General features: G+C 43.2%; 16 protein-coding genes. 4 read left to right on the top strand and 12 right to left on the bottom strand.

Translation table 11 applies throughout. The features are described from left to right. Positions 1 to 96 precede the first annotated feature (96 nt). From coaE to yacG, 3 genes are read left to right on the top strand one after another with little or no spacing between them, the layout of a single operon-like run. On the top strand, positions 97 to 702 hold the full coding sequence (gene coaE / locus G3341_RS06055) for a dephospho-CoA kinase (protein ID WP_154622666.1): 606 nt from the start codon (positions 97 to 99) through the stop codon (positions 700 to 702). Between the two features lie 9 nt (positions 703 to 711). After that, a complete protein-coding gene (zapD, locus tag G3341_RS06050; protein ID WP_154622667.1) occupies positions 712 to 1,470 on the top strand; it encodes a cell division protein ZapD in 759 nt (252 codons plus the stop codon). Positions 1,471 to 1,487: 17 nt separating this feature from the next. After that, the gene (gene yacG / locus G3341_RS06045; RefSeq protein WP_154622668.1) at positions 1,488 to 1,685 is read left to right on the top strand and encodes a DNA gyrase inhibitor YacG; all 198 of its coding nucleotides are present in this window, start codon (positions 1,488 to 1,490) and stop codon (positions 1,683 to 1,685) included. A gap of 237 nt (positions 1,686 to 1,922) precedes the next feature. Here yacG and mutT read toward each other — a convergent pair whose 3' ends face one another. From mutT to secM, 3 genes are all read right to left on the bottom strand, one after another. After that, on the bottom strand, positions 1,923 to 2,312 hold the full coding sequence (mutT, locus tag G3341_RS06040) for an 8-oxo-dGTP diphosphatase MutT (RefSeq protein WP_163860900.1): 390 nt from the start codon (positions 2,310 to 2,312) through the stop codon (positions 1,923 to 1,925). A gap of 53 nt (positions 2,313 to 2,365) precedes the next feature. Further along, complete coding sequence (secA, locus tag G3341_RS06035) at positions 2,366 to 5,077, bottom strand: preprotein translocase subunit SecA (protein WP_163860899.1); 2,712 nt, start codon at positions 5,075 to 5,077, stop codon at positions 2,366 to 2,368. 102 nt (positions 5,078 to 5,179) lie between these two features. Beyond that, positions 5,180 to 5,704 (bottom strand): secA translation cis-regulator SecM, encoded by a 525-nt coding sequence (gene secM, locus G3341_RS06030; RefSeq protein WP_154622671.1) that lies wholly within the window; start codon positions 5,702 to 5,704, stop codon positions 5,180 to 5,182. A 106-nt stretch (positions 5,705 to 5,810) separates the two neighbouring features. On the opposite strand from secM, the gene G3341_RS06025 reads away from it, so the two are divergent. Further along, entirely contained in the window at positions 5,811 to 6,332 is a 522-nt protein-coding gene (locus G3341_RS06025) for a DUF721 domain-containing protein (protein WP_154622672.1), read from the top strand. Between the two features lie 58 nt (positions 6,333 to 6,390). On the opposite strand, the gene lpxC is transcribed toward G3341_RS06025, so the two are convergent. The 9 genes from lpxC to murD form a co-directional block, all read right to left on the bottom strand. Then, complete coding sequence (gene lpxC / locus G3341_RS06020) at positions 6,391 to 7,308, bottom strand: UDP-3-O-acyl-N-acetylglucosamine deacetylase (RefSeq protein WP_163860898.1); 918 nt, start codon at positions 7,306 to 7,308, stop codon at positions 6,391 to 6,393. Positions 7,309 to 7,407: 99 nt separating this feature from the next. Further along, complete coding sequence (gene ftsZ, locus G3341_RS06015) at positions 7,408 to 8,577, bottom strand: cell division protein FtsZ (protein WP_154622674.1); 1,170 nt, start codon at positions 8,575 to 8,577, stop codon at positions 7,408 to 7,410. Between the two features lie 56 nt (positions 8,578 to 8,633). Further along, complete coding sequence (gene ftsA, locus G3341_RS06010; RefSeq protein WP_008910356.1) at positions 8,634 to 9,890, bottom strand: cell division protein FtsA; 1,257 nt, start codon at positions 9,888 to 9,890, stop codon at positions 8,634 to 8,636. A gap of 36 nt (positions 9,891 to 9,926) precedes the next feature. Continuing rightward, positions 9,927 to 10,736, bottom strand: coding sequence for a cell division protein FtsQ (gene ftsQ / locus G3341_RS06005; protein WP_154622675.1), 810 nt, complete (start codon positions 10,734 to 10,736; stop codon positions 9,927 to 9,929). A 1-nt stretch (position 10,737) separates the two neighbouring features. Continuing rightward, positions 10,738 to 11,658, bottom strand: coding sequence for a D-alanine--D-alanine ligase (locus tag G3341_RS06000; protein WP_163860897.1), 921 nt, complete (start codon positions 11,656 to 11,658; stop codon positions 10,738 to 10,740). A gap of 4 nt (positions 11,659 to 11,662) precedes the next feature. Continuing rightward, entirely contained in the window at positions 11,663 to 13,081 is a 1,419-nt protein-coding gene (gene murC / locus G3341_RS05995) for a UDP-N-acetylmuramate--L-alanine ligase (protein ID WP_230085795.1), read from the bottom strand. Between the two features lie 101 nt (positions 13,082 to 13,182). Next, positions 13,183 to 14,256 carry an undecaprenyldiphospho-muramoylpentapeptide beta-N-acetylglucosaminyltransferase gene (murG, locus tag G3341_RS05990; protein WP_154622677.1) on the bottom strand — a complete coding sequence of 358 codons (1,074 nt, stop codon included), beginning with the start codon at positions 14,254 to 14,256 and terminating at the stop codon, positions 13,183 to 13,185. Then, positions 14,253 to 15,446, bottom strand: coding sequence for a cell division protein FtsW (gene ftsW / locus G3341_RS05985; RefSeq protein WP_154622678.1), 1,194 nt, complete (start codon positions 15,444 to 15,446; stop codon positions 14,253 to 14,255). Before ftsW ends, murG begins: the two co-directional genes overlap by 4 nt. Beyond that, positions 15,446 to 16,762, bottom strand: a complete 1,317-nt coding sequence (gene murD, locus G3341_RS05980) for a UDP-N-acetylmuramoyl-L-alanine--D-glutamate ligase (RefSeq protein WP_231131800.1) — start codon at positions 16,760 to 16,762, stop codon at positions 15,446 to 15,448. The genes ftsW and murD overlap by 1 nt, the downstream gene beginning before the upstream one ends. Between the last annotated feature and the right edge of the window lie 3 nt (positions 16,763 to 16,765).

Genomic DNA, 16,765 nt, shown 5'->3' with positions numbered 1-16,765 from the left:
AAGTCCGGTAAGCTTACAGTGCGTATTATCTCCTGAGTGAAGACAAACAGGAGAAATCCGTGTAACCTATTATTTTTCAAAACAATGAATACGATTATGGCCTATATTGTTGCACTAACAGGAGGAATTGGTAGCGGAAAAACAACCGTTGCTAATCAATTTGCTAAGCTAGGGGTACCACTGGTCGATGCCGATATTATTGCTAGAAAGGTGGTAGAACCTAATTCGCCTGCTCTTGCAGCGATTAAAAACCGTTATGATGAAAACATTATTCAATCGGATGGTTCTCTCAATCGCCAGCATCTTAGGAAAATTATTTTTTCTAATGAATCTGAAAAACAATGGCTAAATGCCCTACTTCATCCCCTCATTCAGCAAGAGACACAAAGACAATTACAACAAATTACCAACCCTTATGTCATTTGGGTTGTTCCTTTATTATTTGAAAACAAGCTATCACACCTAGCGGATCGGGTTCTTGTCATTGATGTTACCCCTGAAGAACAAATTCAGCGCACAATGCAAAGAGATAATGTTAATCAAGAACATGTAGCTAATATTATGCAATCGCAAACTAGCAGAGAAAACCGCTTGTTACAAAGTGATGACATTATTACAAATCATGATGGTGAATCTGATATTGCTGAAAAGGTCGCTGCACTCCACGAAAAGTATATGACGCTAGCACAACAGAACAAATAGGAAATCAATATGAGTGAATCAAACACTGTAAACTTCGTCACTTACGAGTATCCATTGAATGAAAAAATTCGCTCATGGCTAAGGCTCGAAACACTGCTAAATCAAGTTTATGAACTTAGCCACATTACCTCCTATACATCCGGTATTGCTTTTTTCCGTTCCGTATCAGAATTAATAGAAATTCTTGATAGGGGCGAAGTGCGATCTGATATGATCAAAGAGCTTGAAAAGCAACGTAGACGTTTATCTGCTTGGTCCGATGCACCGAATGCAGACAATCAGCTTATTTCATCTCTACTTAACGACCTTGCAACTAAAGCCGCAAATATCACAACGGCACCTAGATTTGGTCAACAGCTAAGGAACGATAAAATCATTAGTATGGTTCGCCAACGATTAAGTATTCCCGGTGGATGTTGTAGTTTTGATCTCCCCACACTCCAATTGTGGTTACATATGCCGCAAGAACAGAAAGAGCAAGCTATTAGCGGTTGGCTTAAAAGCCTAGCCCCTTTGAAAGATACGTTAGATACAATCTTGAACCTTATCCGTCAAGCGGGCTCTTTTGAAATTAAAGAGTGTCACAATGGCTTTTATCAAGATAGTGTCGAAGATAAAGAGTTATTAAGGGTGAGGCTATCAAGCGATAAGCTGATTTTCCCTCAAATTTCAGGCCATAAAACACGATTTGCAATTCGTTTTCTTCACATTGACAGCGAAAATGGTATTGTACCCGCAATGATGACTTTTGAATTATCCTGCTGTTAATAAGGGGGAAGTAGTAAATGACGGAAAAAATTGAAGTTAATTGTCCAACATGCCAGAAAATTGTTATTTGGGGAGAAGAAAGCCCATTTAGGCCATTTTGCAGTAAGCGATGCCAACTTATCGATCTTGGTGAGTGGGCGGCTGAAGAAAAACGAATTGCCAGCCAAGGTGATATTTCTGACAGTGATAATTGGAGTGAACAACCTGAACATTAATAGCAACAAGCAAGATAGCTATTGCTGTTAATGACATGCCTTATATCCTGTTGTTAATAAATTAACGGGAATATAAGGCATTATGCGAATAACTCGCGCCATTTCACTTTAGCGTAAACCGCTTAATAAACGAAAGCTTACCTTACTTTTACTCACAGCCTGATTTTAATCACCCTCTTCTATCAGCACAGAAATGATGATTAATCCCCTCTTAACAGACGGTGAGTTCAGGGAAAATTATTTTAGCATATCAATAATAATACGATTCGCAGGTGGGAACTCACTAGCCACTAAATCTTTCTGATCGACCCAACGGCTTTTTTGTCCCTCTTTCCCATAAGGCTCATTTTCCCAACGAGAAACCATATAAAAGTAGAGAGTCACACGGCGTTCATCAAATTCATGTTCAACACAGTGAAAGAGCTCACATTCAGTGACAATTATCCCTACTTCCTCTTCTAACTCGCGAATTAACGCATCTTCAGGCTGTTCCCCGTGTTCTAATTTTCCGCCAGGGAATTCCCAAAAACCCGCCATATGAGTGCCACTTGGGCGCTCAGTAATAAATATTTTGTGGTCATCATTACGGATGATGCCAGCGGCAATATACAGATGTTTTTTTTCCATAATTTCTTCGTTAAAAAGGCGGGTTACCCCGCCTTGTGTGATGTGATATTAAATTACTTTAAGCGACCATGACATTGCTTATATTTTTTGCCTGAACCACAAGGACAAGGATCATTACGACCGATTTTATGGCCCTGTGTGGCTATCTGTGCTTCAGCTTCAGACATCAATGATTCAGCGCCGGCATCATGACTCAACTGCTGTTTTTTCGCTAAGCGTTCTGCTTCTTCTTTACGCTGTTGTTCTAAAGCTTCAACTTCTTCAGGTAAACGAACCTGAACTTTAGATAGTGTACTGATAACCTCGTATTTCAACGATTCAAGCATATTCGCAAACATGTTGAAAGATTCACGCTTATATTCTTGTTTTGGATCTTTCTGCGCGTAACCACGCAAATGGATACCTTGACGTAAATAATCCATCGAAGCCAAATGCTCTTTCCACAATGTATCTAACGTCTGTAGCATGACACCTTTTTCGAAATTACGCATCATTTCCGCGCCAACGATCTCTTCTTTTTTCTGATAGATTTCAATGGCTTTTTCCATAATACGCTCACGAAGAGTTTCTTCATGTAATTCAGGCTCTTTATCCAACCATTCTTTGATTGGTAAATCTAAATCGAAATCACTGACTAAGCGTTTTTGTAGCCCTTCAATGTCCCACATTTCTTCCAAAGATTGTGGTGGAATATAGGCATCAATAGTGGTCGTGAATACATCTTGACGAATGCTATCTACCGTTTCTTTAATATCACCACCGTCAAGCAGCTCATTACGCTGAGTATAAATAGCACGACGTTGGTCACTCGCTACATCATCATATTCAAGCAGCTGCTTACGAATATCAAAGTTACGGTTTTCAACTTTACGTTGCGCATTTGCAATAGCTTTCGTGACCCATGGGTGTTCAATCGCTTCACCCGGTTTCATGCCTAATTTACGCATCATGCCTGTGACACGATCAGAGGCAAAAATACGCATCAATGCATCTTCCATGGAGAGGTAGAAACGTGAAGAACCGGCATCACCTTGACGACCCGCACGACCTCGTAACTGGTTATCGATACGACGAGATTCATGACGTTCTGTACCGATGATATGTAAACCACCAGCAGCAAGTACCGCGTCATGACGCTCTTTCCAACGCGCCTTGATTTCATCAATTTGCTCTTGAGTTGGCGCTTCCAAAGCTGCAACCTCAGATTGCCAACTACCACCCAACATAATATCCGTACCACGACCAGCCATGTTAGTCGCGATAGTAACCGCTCCAGCTTGACCTGCGTTCGCAACAATATCCGCTTCTAAAGCATGGAATTTCGCGTTCAATACATTATGTTCAATTTTTGCTTTTCTCAATGCATTAGAAATCAGCTCTGATTTCTCAATTGAGATAGTCCCCACGAGCACGGGTTGACCGTTTTGTGTTCTTTCACGGATATCTTCAATAATCGCTGCGAATTTATCCTCTTCAGTCATATAGACTAAGTCAGGTAAATCCTTACGGATCATAGGACGGTTAGTTGGGATAACAATGGTATCTAATTTATAGATAGAGCTAAACTCAAATGCCTCGGTATCCGCGGTTCCCGTCATACCCGCCAGTTTTTCGTATAAGCGGAAATAGTTTTGGAAGGTAATTGATGCCAGTGTTTGGTTTTCATTTTGGATCTCAACACCTTCTTTTGCTTCCACCGCTTGGTGCAAGCCATCAGACCAACGGCGGCCTTCCATTGTACGGCCTGTATGTTCATCAACGATGATAACTTGACCGTCTTTAACAATATAATCCACATCCAGTGTAAATAACGCATGAGCGCGTAAGCCTGCCATCACGTGATGCATCAGCATAATGTTTGATGGAGAATACAGTGATTCACCTTCTTCCATTAAGCCTTCTTCCGTTAACAGTTGCTCAATCAGTACTAACCCACGCTCAGTCAGCGTGACCTGACGTGATTTCTCATCTACTGAGAAATGCCCTTCACCTTGGAAAGTGTCAGAGTCTTCCTTCTCTTGACGCACAAGTTTAGGAATTAATTTATCAACTTTTTTGTACAGTTCTGAGCTATCTTCAGCCGGACCAGAAATAATAAGTGGTGTACGCGCTTCATCGATAAGAATTGAGTCAACCTCATCCACCAATGCGTAGTGTAATTTACGCTGCACGCGCTCTTCTGGGCTAAATGCCATGTTGTCACGTAAGTAGTCAAAGCCGAATTCGTTGTTAGTACCATAAGTAATATCAGCCGCATAAGCTTCACGCTTAAGTCCTGCAGGCATACCTGGAAGGTTTATACCAACACTCAGGCCTAAAAATTCGAATAATGGACGGTTGTTTTCAGCATCACGTTTCGCCAAATAGTCGTTAACTGTAACAACGTGAACCCCTTTACCCGTTAATGCGTTCAAGTAAGCAGGGAGAGTCGCTGTCAGTGTTTTACCTTCACCAGTACGCATCTCAGCGATACAGCGCTCGTTCAAAACCATCCCACCAATCAGCTGTACATCAAAGTGACGCATACCAAAAACACGTTTACTGGCTTCTCGAACAGTTGCAAACGCTTCAGGAATGATGCTTTCAAGGCTTTCGTTTTTACTCAGACGCTCACGGAATTCTTGGGTTTTAGCTTTGAGTTCATCATCACTTAACTTTTCAAACTCCGGCTCAAGACGATTAATCTTTTCGACTTCTTTACGTAGACGGCGGAGGGTACGGTCATTACGACTACCAAAAACTTTGGTTAATAATTTTGTTAACATATTTATATATTCTCAGGTAATTCAGTTAATTACTAAACAATTAAATCATGTAATTTGCTTAGAACATAGTGCATATCTCAAGATCGACAATGTTATTGCTAATTAACTCATAAGAGGACCGGCACGGATCCCATGAACCTGAGCAACCCAAATTGCAGGTTGATATGCTACAAAATGTGGAAAAGCGTAGCGTTCCGGTTGGGTAACATTGTCACCCCATTGAAGTGAACGTTGTGCCAGCATGGCATACAACGTATCAAGCATGACTTGTGGAGCTAGTAGTGAACCTTTAGCTTCATCTTGTAAATTCGTATCGCCATCTTCAGTGTTTGAAAAAGCGAAAGTCAGTTGTCGAATGACATTCCTAACCGCATGTTGCTGCCAATAATTCACAGAATACGACGAGGACGGTGAAGAACGTTGGGGTTGTTGTTGTGCAAATAAGTTATCAAAAGCACTAACCGCTTGATTTTGGCGATTAACAGACGAATTAAACTGGGTTTGCTGAGCATCTGATAAGGCATTTAAAATCGCAGGCATGCCAATCCCTGTAGCGACAAGTCCTAATAGGAAATGAGACCACAAGTATCTTCTACCAAATTGTCGCCAAAGATTTAAAATGCCCATCAAAGTCTTATATTATGTTGCTGTTACACTATTTTTATTCAAGTTCGCGTTATACTACTCAAGCTATACTTAAGAATAAACCTAACACATTAGGCGGAGCCGAAAAATGAGAGATAGTCACCCACAAGCATTATTCGATGTCCTTGAGGAGTCACTCGCTAAAACGAGCAGCCCCCTATTAACTATTCAGCGTACTGCTAACGCGATTAATCGGCTTAACAAAGCTGTTAAAGGATTGCTCCCTAGCGAACTTAAGCCGATGTGCCGCGTTGCAAACTATCGTAACAGCATTTTGATTATCGAGGTTGCTAATGCAAGCTGGATGACCCGATTAAATTACGAAAAACTTAATCTACTTTCTGCATTACGAGGCTCTATTCTACCATCTTTATCTTCCATAGACATCAGAATCAATCCTACTCTTATGCGAAAAAAGACTGAAAATAGCTCACTGAATAATCAAACAGTTAAAAATATGCAAACTAGGAATGAACGGAGAATAAGTGCGGAAACGGCTAAGCATCTTTTACGTTTAGCAGAGAATAGTTCAAAAGATTTAAAACAGAGACTAGAGCGGCTGGCTGCGCTGGCCGGAGAGAGTACCAGCACAACCAACAGAAAAGATTAACGCTGACATTCACGTTTTATAACAACAACTGATTCAACTGTTTACCAACTTAACTTGATTAAGCGTAAGCCGTTGAAGGTGCTTTGAATGCCACGGGTAATTCAGCTTCATCTTCAAATGTCACCAAATCCCAAGCAGATTCTTTAGCCAGTACCGCTTGTAGAAGTTTGTTATTCAATGCATGACCAGATTTATAGGCAGTAAATGCACCAATAATATTATGTCCACACATGAATAGGTCACCGATAGCATCAAGTGTTTTGTGACGAACAAATTCATCTTCAAAACGCAAACCATCTTCGTTGAGGACACGATAGTCATCAACAACGATAGCACAATCGAAACTACCGCCTAAGCATAGGCCTTGAGATTGCAGATATTCAATATCACGCATAAAACCAAATGTACGCGCACGGCTAATTTGGCTAACAAAGGCTTCAGCAGAAAAATCGATTTTATAACGCTGCGTACTGCTATCAATAGCAGGGTGATTAAAATCGATAGTAAAATCAAGGCTAAAACCATTATATGGTGTGAATTCAGCCCATTTATCACCATCTTCTACACGCACTTTTTCTTTAATACGTACGAATTTTTTCGCACAATTCAGTTCTTCAATACCTGCATCTAGCAATAAGAAAACGAACGGTGCTGCACTGCCATCCATAATCGGGATTTCAGGCGCATTGACTTCAATAACAATGTTATCGATACCTAATCCTGCCAAAGCAGCATTCAGATGCTCTACGGTCGAAATACGCACGTTATCTTCATTAACTAAACAAGTACATAACATGGTATCACGGACAGACTTAGCATCAGCCGGAAAATCAACCGGAGGATTTAGGTCAGTACGACGGTAGATGACCCCGGTGTTTGCCGCCGCTGGACGCAGAGTAAGCGTGACTTTCTTGCCAGTATGTAAACCAACACCAGTCGCTTCAACTATACGTTTAAGTGTCCTTTGTTTGATCATCGTTTTTTTCTCGCAATGTTATCCGTCCTGCTGATTATCATACTAGATAACCAGCAGGAAAGTTTAGCACAAAAAGCGGAGAAACCAATATAATTAAAATTAATCGGCCTGTTTACGCAAAAATGCAGGAATATCCAAATAATCAGGTTCTTTATTTGTTTGCGTATTTTGGTCATTCACCGCTTTCGCCGCAGCTGGTTTTTCTTCTGTCAATGAAGACATAGAAGACATGCTACTTTGCATTTGCTGGTAGCGCTGTTCCATAGAAACCTGCTGTGACATTTTGTTATTGACCAGTGTAATTTCTGGACGCTTGTCCATCCCAATACCTGTTGCAACAACAGTAACACGTAGTTCATCATTCATCTCAGGGTCGAGTGATGTACCAATAACAACGGTCGCATTATCAGATGCGAATGCACGAATGGTATTACCGACCGTTTCAAACTCATCCAAACGCAGATCGAAACCAGCGGTAATGTTGACAAGAACGCCGCGCGCGCCAGAAAGGTCGATATCTTCTAGAAGTGGACTTGAAATAGCCATTTCAGCCGCTTCTTCAGCACGATCTTCACCACGAGCAACACCTGAACCCATCATTGCGTAGCCCATTTCTGACATAACAGTGCGTACGTCAGCAAAGTCCACGTTCATCAAGCCAGGGCGTGTGATCAGTTCTGCAATCCCTTGAACGGCACCTTTAAGGACATCGTTTGCAGCACCAAAAGCATCCAATAAAGAGATACCACGACCTAAGACTTTTAATAGTTTATCGTTCGGGATCGTAATCAATGAGTCAACATGTTTTGATAACTCAGTAATTCCCGATTCCGCAAATGCCATACGCTTTTTGCCTTCAAAATTGAAAGGCTTAGTCACGACGGCAACCGTTAGTATACCCAGCTCTTTAGCAACTTCAGCCACGACTGGAGCAGCACCTGTACCTGTACCACCACCCATACCGGCTGCAATGAAGACCATGTCTGCACCATCAAGTGCATTGCGTAAAGCTTCACGATCTTCTTCAGCGGCATTACGACCTACTTCAGGGTTTGCTCCTGCACCTAGGCCTTTAGTAATACCAGTACCAATCTGGATTGTTTGTCCGACTGCGGTTTTGCGCAGTGCCTGTGCGTCAGTATTGACGGCAAAAAACTCAACGCCTTCAATACGCTCACGCACCATGTGTTCAACGGCGTTACCGCCGCCGCCACCAACGCCGATGACTTTAATCACCGCATCGTTGGTTAGCTCCATTGGTTCAAACATAATGTCTCTCCGTTTTGTGCTTACTTCGAAGCTAATAATATGCTTCTGAATAAAAATTAAAATTCTTTTCTCAGCCAACCAGTGATTTTACTAAACCACCCTTTAACTGAAGCACGTTTTTCCGTTTCGGTATCATCGCCAAGATGGCTTTCTTTACCGTAATGCAGAAGCCCAACCGCAGTTGAATAGTATGGCTCCTGAGCATAATCCGTTAAGCCTGTTATATTGAGCGGGGTACCAATCCTGACTTGTGTATGGAAGACTTTTTGTGCACATTCGACGAGACCGTCTATTTGCGCAGCGCCTCCAGTAAGCACGATCCCCGCTGCCAAATGGTGTTTGACACCTTGTTGACGTAACTGTTCCTGTAAATTTAAAATTTCTTCGTTTACGAGGTTTAACAGCTCTGTATAGCGTGGTTCAATGACCTCCGCTAAAGTCTGACGTTGCAGACTTCTTGGTGGGCGTCCTCCCACGCTAGGTACTTCCACCGTTTCATCTTTGCTGACTATCGAACCGACAGCACAGCCATGACGAACTTTGATCGCTTCTGCATCACTTGGTGGAGTTCCAAAAGCATAAGCAATATCGCTGGTCACAACATTGCCTGCATAAGGAATCACTTTGGTATGACGTAATGCACCACCGGTGTACACCGCCATATCCATCGTGCCGCCGCCAATATCAACGACACAAACCCCCAACTCCCGCTCATCTTCCGTCAAAACAGAATAGCTAGCAGCAAGTCCAGCAAAAATTAACTGATCAACTTTCAGCCCACAACGTTCAACGGCTTTCACGATATTTTTTGCCATATCGTTGTGGCAAGTGATCAAATGAACTTTGGCTTGCATACGTACACCAGACAAACCAACAGGGTTCTTAATACCTTCTTGATAATCAATCGCGAATTCTTGCGGTATAACATGAAGAATGCGATGTTCATCGCGAACTCGGACTGATTTAGCGGTATGAACAACACTGTCAACATCTTCTTGTGTCACTTCTTCTTCCGACACAGGTACCATACCAATTTCATTTTGACAGCTAACATGCTTACCCGATAACGCAAGATAAACTGAAGAAATTTGGCAATCTGCCATCAGCTCAGCCTGATCAATCGCCCTTTGTACACATTTAACGACTGACTCCAGATCGTTAACGCCACCTTTGTCCATTCCACGAGATGGACAACTTCCCACCCCGATAATATTCACCATACCATCGGGCAGAATTTCGCCTACAAGGGCCGACACCTTGGAAGTCCCAATTTCAAGGCCTACAACTAATTTTCTGTCCGTCGTTTTGATCATTTGCTTCTGCCTAGTCTGAGTTATTAGCAATATTCATTATTGTAACTCCAGTGGTGCATCCACTAATAAAGGAGCCCACCCCACCGCAGCGCCACTGGTATAACGAAGATCGACATAATCAACACGTTTATCTGTGGTTTGCTGCAACAGCGGATAAAGTTCAAGGAAACGATTTAACCGCTCAAGTACATCTTTTTTTCCAAGTTCTATTCGAACATCATTATCTAAAATAAGTTGCCAAGCATGGCGTGCAGTCATAGAGACTGATTTCAATTTTAAATTTTGTTCTGCCAGTATTCTTTTAAATTCAACATACTCTTTGATAACTTCTTTTTGGCTACCTTGAGGGCCATAAAGTAACGCATAATCGCCTTTGTTACTCTCACTCGCGGGGAGGCTAAAAACTCGCCCTTCACTATCAACCATGTTCTGATCATTCCAACGAGCGTAAGGAACATATTCTACCAGATGAATCTTTAACTCATCAGGCCACTGTTTACGAACTGTGACTTGACGTATCCATGGCATAGCACTGATCTGATTTTGAATGGCATTGACATCCACGGTCATAAACGTGCCCGGTTGACCAAGTGCTAATATCGCTTTTCTGACATCATCATTCGTTGTGTAATGACGCTCCCCCGTCAGTACTAACTTTGACATTGGCAGCCTGTCCGCATCTTTCATCCAATTCATGACGGTCCAGCCACTCCAAATGATTGTTCCAACAACCATTAAGAAAAAAATCAACCCACCAAGAAATGCCCCATTACTTGGGCCTGAGTTTGGGTCATTGCTGCCATCATTATGCTTATGATGTCGAACATTTAATGCTGCCTGTGACATATCAGTTAGCCAATTCCAAAATACGTACCACCAACTGCGAAAAATCCATACCTGCTTGACGTGCGGCCATCGGAACTAAACTGTGGCTCGTCATGCCTGGTGAGGTATTCACCTCTAATAAATAGAACTGACCATCACTGTCTTGCATCACATCAACGCGTCCCCAACCACGACAACCAACAGCTTGATAAGCACGTACCGCCAATTGTGACAACGCAGCTTCTGATTTTTCATCTAAGCCGCTTGGGCAAAAATACTGTGTTTCATCTGAAAGATATTTCGCATCATAATCGTAAAATACCCCAGCAGGTTGAATACGAATAGAAGGGAGCGCTTGCTCACCAATCATCGCCACCGTAAATTCCGGCCCACTTAACCACTTTTCAATTAATACTGTTTCATCGAAACGAAATGCTAATTCCAACGCGGTTGATAAATCATCCATGTTATCAACTTTGCTCATCCCTACACTTGACCCTTCTAAGCTCGGTTTGACAATAAGGGGGAGTCCTAGATGTGACACTAATGTTGAAATTTTTGCTTCCGTCATCTGACTAAAGCTAAATTGACTCAATGAAACGTAAGGTGCGACCGATAAGCCTGCGCCTTCCCAAAGTTGTTTGGTTCTTAATTTGTCCATACTGAGAGCAGAAGCCATTACGCCACTCCCCGTATAAGGTAACCCTAAGAACTCCAACATCCCTTGTATAGTACCATCTTCACCACCACGACCATGAAGGGCGATAAATACTTTATCGAATCCTTTTTCCTTAAGTGTGATAACAGGAAAGTCTTTCGTATCAATTGGATGAGCGTCAACACCGGCCTGACGTAAACCCGCAAGTACTGCCTGCCCAGATTGCAGAGAGACTTCACGTTCAGCAGATGTACCGCCAAATAACACCGCAATTTTTTCGGCCATGAGTTTACTCCTCTGCCATTGGTGGCTGTAATTTTGTCTCGGCAAGATTACGGGCTATTTTACCAATATTTCCAGCACCTTGAACCAAAATTAAGTCATTAGGCTCCAGTGCTTGAGCGAGCAGTTGTGCGACTTGTTCAGGCTCTGCCACATAAATCGGGTCAAGTTGACCACGACCACGAATTGTTCGGCATAATGAACGGCTATCTGCACCGGGTACAGGTTTCTCCCCCGCTGGATACACTTCCAACATCAGTAACACATCAACTTGGTTGAGAACATGTGCAAAGTCGTCATATAAATCGCGAGTACGTGAATAGCGGTGTGGCTGAAAAACCATCACAATTCGCTTGTCAGGCCAACCCGCCCTTGCCGCTTTAATCGTCGCATCCACTTCAGTTGGGTGATGACCATAATCATCAACCAACATCACTTCCCCTTCTTTACCATTAACATGGCGTAATGAATAATTGCCTAAGAAATCAAAACGACGCCCTGTCCCCTGAAACTCTATAAGTGCAGAGAGAATATGCTGATCATCAATCCCTTCTTCCGTTGCTACCGCCACAGCGGCTGCCGCATTAAGGGCATTGTGTCGACCTGGTGCATTAAGAACCACCGTCAACTCAGGCATATTTTCACGGGCGATAGTAAAGAAGCCTTGATTACCTTTTTGTTCATACTTAACAATACGCACATCCGCATCGTCACTAAAACCATAAGTCGTCACATAACGGCTTACACGCGGTAATAAAGAGCGGATCACCGGATCATCAATACACATCACTGCACGACCATAAAATGGTAAGTTGTGCAAAAAGTTGATGAACGTATCTTTCAAGGTTTCAAAATTACCTTGATAAGTGTCCATATGGTCAGCTTCAATATTGGTCACTACCGCAACCAAAGGCTGCAAATGTAAAAATGATGCGTCACTCTCATCCGCTTCAGCAATCAGATAACGGCTACTTCCTAAACGAGCATGAGTCCCCGCAGATTTCACTAAACCCCCATTAACAAATGTTGGGTCTAAACCTGCTTGAGCATAAATTCCTGAAATCATAGCCGTCGTTGTCGTTTTACCATGCGTACCTGCGACAGCGATACCATGTCGATAACGCATTAATTCAGCCAGCATTTCAGCACGACGAATAACAGGAATACGCAACTCGTGTGCTGCCTGAATTTCTGGATTATCCGCAGAAATGGCCGTTGAAACGACAACAACACTCGCATCTTCAACATTTTCAGGGCGATGATTAAAATAAATCGTTGCTCCTAAAGCGGTCAGTTGCTGAGTCACTGCATTTGGCGCTAAATCAGAACCACTGATTTGATAACCTTCATTAGCCAGTACTTCGGCAATACCACCCATGCCAGCACCGCCGATACCGACAAAATGGATGTGCCGAACTCTTCTCATTTCAGGCACTGCTGTTCTTAATTTCGCCAACTGTTGTGTATTCACTCTATGTCTTCGCTTTTGTTAATTCTATATCAATGTCGTTTTATCGATGATCGCGGCTATTTAGCCACTTCACTAATCACCGCCGCGACTCGTTCGGTCGCATCGGTAATCGCACAAGAACGTGCTTTGATAGCCATCGATAATAATTCTTGTCGATCCCACTGCTCCAGCAGGCTAGCGACGTTATCCGCAGTAAACTGAGGTTGCTCAAGTATTTTGGCCGCCCCCGCTTTTTCTAACGGTAAAGCATTCCAATATTGCTGACGATCTTTATGTTGAAAAGGTACGAAAATAGCAGGTAACCCTGCCGCAGCGATTTCACTCACTGTTAAAGCACCTGAACGACAGATCACAATATCCGCCCATGCGTAAGCTTGAGCCATATCATCAATAAACTCAGTAACTTTATACTCGGAATTAACTGAATTTTTTAGCCTTTCATTATACAACGCTTCGGTAGATTCTTTACTTCCTTTTCCAGCTTGGTGCCAGATATTTAACTGTTTGCCGACTTTTTCAGCAACTTCAGGCATAATTTGATTCAAAATACGCGCGCCTTGACTCCCACCTACTACCAGTACGCGTATTCTCTCATCGCGATTCGATAATCTCTCTTCTGGCAATGGCAGTGCCAATACATCCTTACGAACTGGATTTCCAACAATAGGGGCATGCGGAAAAGCGCCCGGAAATGCCTGTAAAACACGTTTAGCTATTTTTGAAAGCCATTTATTGGTTAAACCGGCTATACCGTTTTGCTCGTGCAGAATGACGGGCACTCCCGATAACCATGCCGCAATTCCACCGGGACCAGAAACATAGCCCCCCATCCCCAGCACAGCATCGGGTCGATACTGCTTAATAATCGCTTTTGCTTGGCAAACTGCCTTGCCTATCCGCCAAGGCGCGGCCGCTAATGCCATAATGCCTTTACCTCGGAGCCCTGATATTCGGATAAACTCAATGTCGATGCCATGTTGCGGCACTAGTGTCGCTTCCATACGGTCGGCAGTACCTAGCCAGAGGATCTCCCAGCCTTGAGCCTGCAAATAATGCGCCACAGCTAAACCTGGGAAAACATGTCCCCCAGTCCCACCCGCCATGACCAGTAACCTTTTTGCTTGACTCATTTAGCACTCCTTACAAACGCCTGGGCTTTTTCCAGACGCGTTTCAAAATCTACACGTAATAATACTGCGATAGCCGCGGACATCACGAGCAAGCTCGACCCACCGTAGCTAATCAATGGTAAGGTTAACCCTTTAGTTGGCAACATACCTGCTGCTGCCCCTACGTTTACTAATGCCTGAAAAGTAAACCAAATACCGATTGAGCAAGCTAAATACCCAGCAAATAATTGGTTAGCTAGCAATGCACGACGACCAATCATCATCGCCCTAAATGCCAACATGAAAACCATCAGTAAAACCAAAACAACACCAACATACCCCAGCTCTTCCGCTAAAACGGAAAAAATAAAGTCAGTGTGAGCCTCTGGTAAATATTCAAGTTTTTGCACCGAATTACCCAGTCCCTGACCCAATAACTCACCTCTACCGAATGCCATCAACGATTGGGTTAGCTGATAACCACTTCCAAATGGGTCTTCCCATGGATTGAGAAATGATGTCACACGGCGCAAACGATAAGGTTCCAACCAAATCAAGGCGAGTACACCAACAACACAAGCGGCAATCCCAATAATAAAGGGGGCTAATCGTGCTCCAGCTAAGAATAGTAACCCTAATGTCGTAACGACGAGGACGATAACCGTTCCTAAATCCGGTTGTAACAGCAGTAATAACGCCATGATAATTAAAATACACATGGGTTTTACAAAGCCTAGAAAGCGAGTTCTTACTTCGTCTGATTTTCTCACTAAGTAGCTGGATACATAGCAAAATAGCGCGAATTTAGAAATTTCTGCTGGCTGAATTTTTACAATCCCAACATCAATCCAACGTGATGCACCGTTAACGGAGCTACCCGCTACCAGTACAACCGCTAACAGTAAAAGAGAAACCATCAACAACACAAAGCTGTATTTTTCCCAAACAGCCATGGAAACTCGCATCACGCCTAAAACTAAGATAAAGGCGACAGCTAAATACATGACATCACGTTTAGCAAAATAAAATGGGTCGTCAGTCAGTCTCTGCCCAACAGGCATCGATGCCGATGTCACCATAACAAAACCGATAGCGGCTAATCCCAAAGCCAGCCATACCAAGGTGCGATCGTAGAGTGTAGAGCCAGCGATGACACCCCCTTTCTCTCCAATCACCCAATTCTTCAAACGTAAAGCACCCGGTATCGTCATCAGCCTAGCTCCTTCGCTAACTGAGCAAAAATGGCACCTCGTTGCTCAAAATTCTTAAATTGATCGAGGCTTGCACATGCCGGTGAGAGTAAAACCATATCCCCTGATTTTAGATTCGGAGCTAAATAACGCATGCTCTGTTCCATTGTCTCAGTCAACACGGATTTTTCAGGTTCCAGCTGAGCTAGTGCTTTACCATCACGACCAAAGCAGTACAGGCGCACATTGTCCTGAGCAAGATAGGGCTTCAATGGTGTAAAATCTGCCGATTTACCATCGCCCCCAAGTAGAAGATGCAGTGTACCTTCTACTTTTAAGCCATTCAGTGCCGCTTCAGTGCTACCCACATTGGTTGCTTTGGAATCGTTAATCCAACGCACCCCGTTATTCAGTAACACCAGTTGGAAACGGTGCGTTAATCCTGCATAATTTTTCAGCACACTTAAACTTGCATGGCGAGCTATACCCGCGATATCAGCAAGAGCAAGAGCCGCTAATGCATTGGTATAATTGTGTTGTCCCGTTAAGTGCATGTCATCAACCTTGATCAGCACTTCATTTTTTGCGACCAATGTCCGCTGTTGTGTATCAAAATAATAATCGCCACTATCAACACCAAAGCTAATGCATGCTTCCTCATCGGTATGCTGTGGTAACGTCAATGGATCTTGAGCATTAACAATACAATTCAACGCATGATGATAGATACGTAACTTCGCTTCGCGGTACTGTGCTAGACCTAGCGGATAGCGATCCATATGGTCTTCAGTGACATTCAAAACTGTTGCTGCAAGGGCTTTTAAGCTGGATGTCGTCTCTAATTGAAAACTAGATAGCTCTAACACATACAGTTGGTGACCTTGATTTAACAAAGACAATGCTGGAATACCGATATTTCCGCCAACACCAACGGAGATACCCGCAGCTTGAGCCATTTCCCCCACCAAAGAGGTCACGGTGCTTTTTCCATTAGAGCCTGTGATCGCAATAACAGGCGCATCAACTTCGCGGCAGAACAATTCGATATCACCGACAATTTCAATACCGTTATTCGCCGCTTGCTGTAATTCAGGTGTCGCTAATGCAATACCGGGGCTGGCAACAATTAAGTCAGCCTCTTGCAACCATTGGTTGTTTAAACTACCGCGATGGCATTCCACCTCTTTCGGTAATTGTTCAACGCCCGGAGGAACAGCTCGGGTATCCATCACTCGCGGAATAACGCCGTGTGATAAGAAAAAGTGCACACAAGATAGGCCAGTTAACCCCAGCCCAATGATGACCACTTTTTTACCCTGATACTGTTTACCCTGCATACC

The organism is Providencia vermicola (genome assembly GCF_010748935.1).
GTDB classification, from domain to species: domain Bacteria; phylum Pseudomonadota; class Gammaproteobacteria; order Enterobacterales; family Enterobacteriaceae; genus Providencia; species Providencia zhejiangensis.
Note: the sequence above shows the minus strand (reverse complement) of the source record. Positions and strands in the feature narration are given on the sequence as shown.